At 44.9% G+C, this 1,252-nt stretch carries 1 protein-coding gene; it reads right to left on the bottom strand.

The features are described from left to right. Positions 1-49: 49 nt before the first annotated feature. A complete protein-coding gene (gene tuf / locus J3L16_RS15795; RefSeq protein ID WP_207614026.1) occupies positions 50-1,234 on the bottom strand; it encodes an elongation factor Tu in 1,185 nt (394 codons plus the stop codon). Between the last annotated feature and the right edge of the window lie 18 nt (positions 1,235-1,252).

The raw sequence follows: 1,252 nt of genomic DNA, 5'->3' as shown, positions 1-1,252 counted from the left end.
AAAAAAGGCCACCTAAGTGACCTTTCTTTCATCCTTAACTAATGCAATATTAGTCTAGGATTTTTGATACAACACCCGCACCTACTGTACGACCACCTTCACGGATTGCGAAGCGTAAACCTTCGTCCATCGCGATAGGTGCAATTAGCTCAACAACAAACTTCAAGTTGTCGCCAGGCATTACCATCTCTACGCCTTCTGGAAGCTCTACTGCGCCAGTTACGTCTGTTGTACGGAAGTAAAACTGTGGACGATAGCCTTTGAAGAATGGAGTATGACGACCACCTTCATCTTTGCTTAGTACGTATACTTCTGCTTCGAATTTAGTGTGTGGGTTGATTGAACCAGGCTTCGCTAGTACTTGACCACGCTCTACATCATCACGCTTAGTACCACGTAATAGAACACCAACGTTCTCACCTGCACGACCTTCGTCAAGCAACTTACGGAACATTTCTACACCAGTACAAGTCGTAGTCGTAGTTTCTTTGATACCTACGATTTCTACTTCTTCACCTACCTTGATGATACCTTGCTCTACACGACCGGTAACTACTGTTCCACGACCTGAGATTGAGAATACGTCTTCAATTGGTAAGATGAAAGGCATGTCGATTGCACGCTCTGGCTCTGGGATATAGTTGTCTAGCGCTTCGCCTAGCTCTACAATTTTCTTTTCCCATTCCGCTTCGCCTTCTAGGGCTTTAAGCGCTGAACCTTGAATTACTGGTAAATCATCACCTGGGAATTCGTATTCTGTTAGAAGTTCACGTACTTCCATTTCTACCAATTCTAGCAACTCTTCGTCGTCTACCATGTCACATTTGTTCATGAAAACGATCATGTAAGGAATACCAACTTGGCGACCTAACAAGATGTGCTCACGAGTTTGTGGCATAGGACCATCAGTTGCCGCAACAACCAAGATACCACCGTCCATTTGCGCAGCACCTGTAATCATGTTTTTAACATAATCGGCGTGTCCTGGGCAATCTACGTGTGCGTAGTGACGTAAAGGCGTGTCGTATTCTACGTGTGAAGTCGCGATTGTGATACCACGCTCACGCTCTTCTGGTGCATTATCGATTTGATCGAATGCTTGTGCGTCACCGCCGTAAGTCTTTGCTAGAACTGTAGTGATTGCTGCAGTTAGGGTAGTTTTACCATGGTCAACGTGTCCAATTGTACCTACGTTGACATGGGGTTTTGTGCGTTCAAACTTTTCTTTTGCCATTTCTCTCGTTTCCTAATG

This window comes from Alteromonas sp. 5E99-2, assembly GCF_017368475.1.
Lineage (GTDB): Bacteria > Pseudomonadota > Gammaproteobacteria > Enterobacterales > Alteromonadaceae > Alteromonas_F.
Note: the sequence above shows the minus strand (reverse complement) of the source record. Positions and strands in the feature narration are given on the sequence as shown.

Excerpts from the sequence above, each read along its gene's own strand:
- tuf (WP_207614026.1), bottom strand. The coding sequence starts at position 1,234 with ATGGCAAAAGAAAAGTTTGAACGCACAAAACCCCATGTCAACGTAGGT.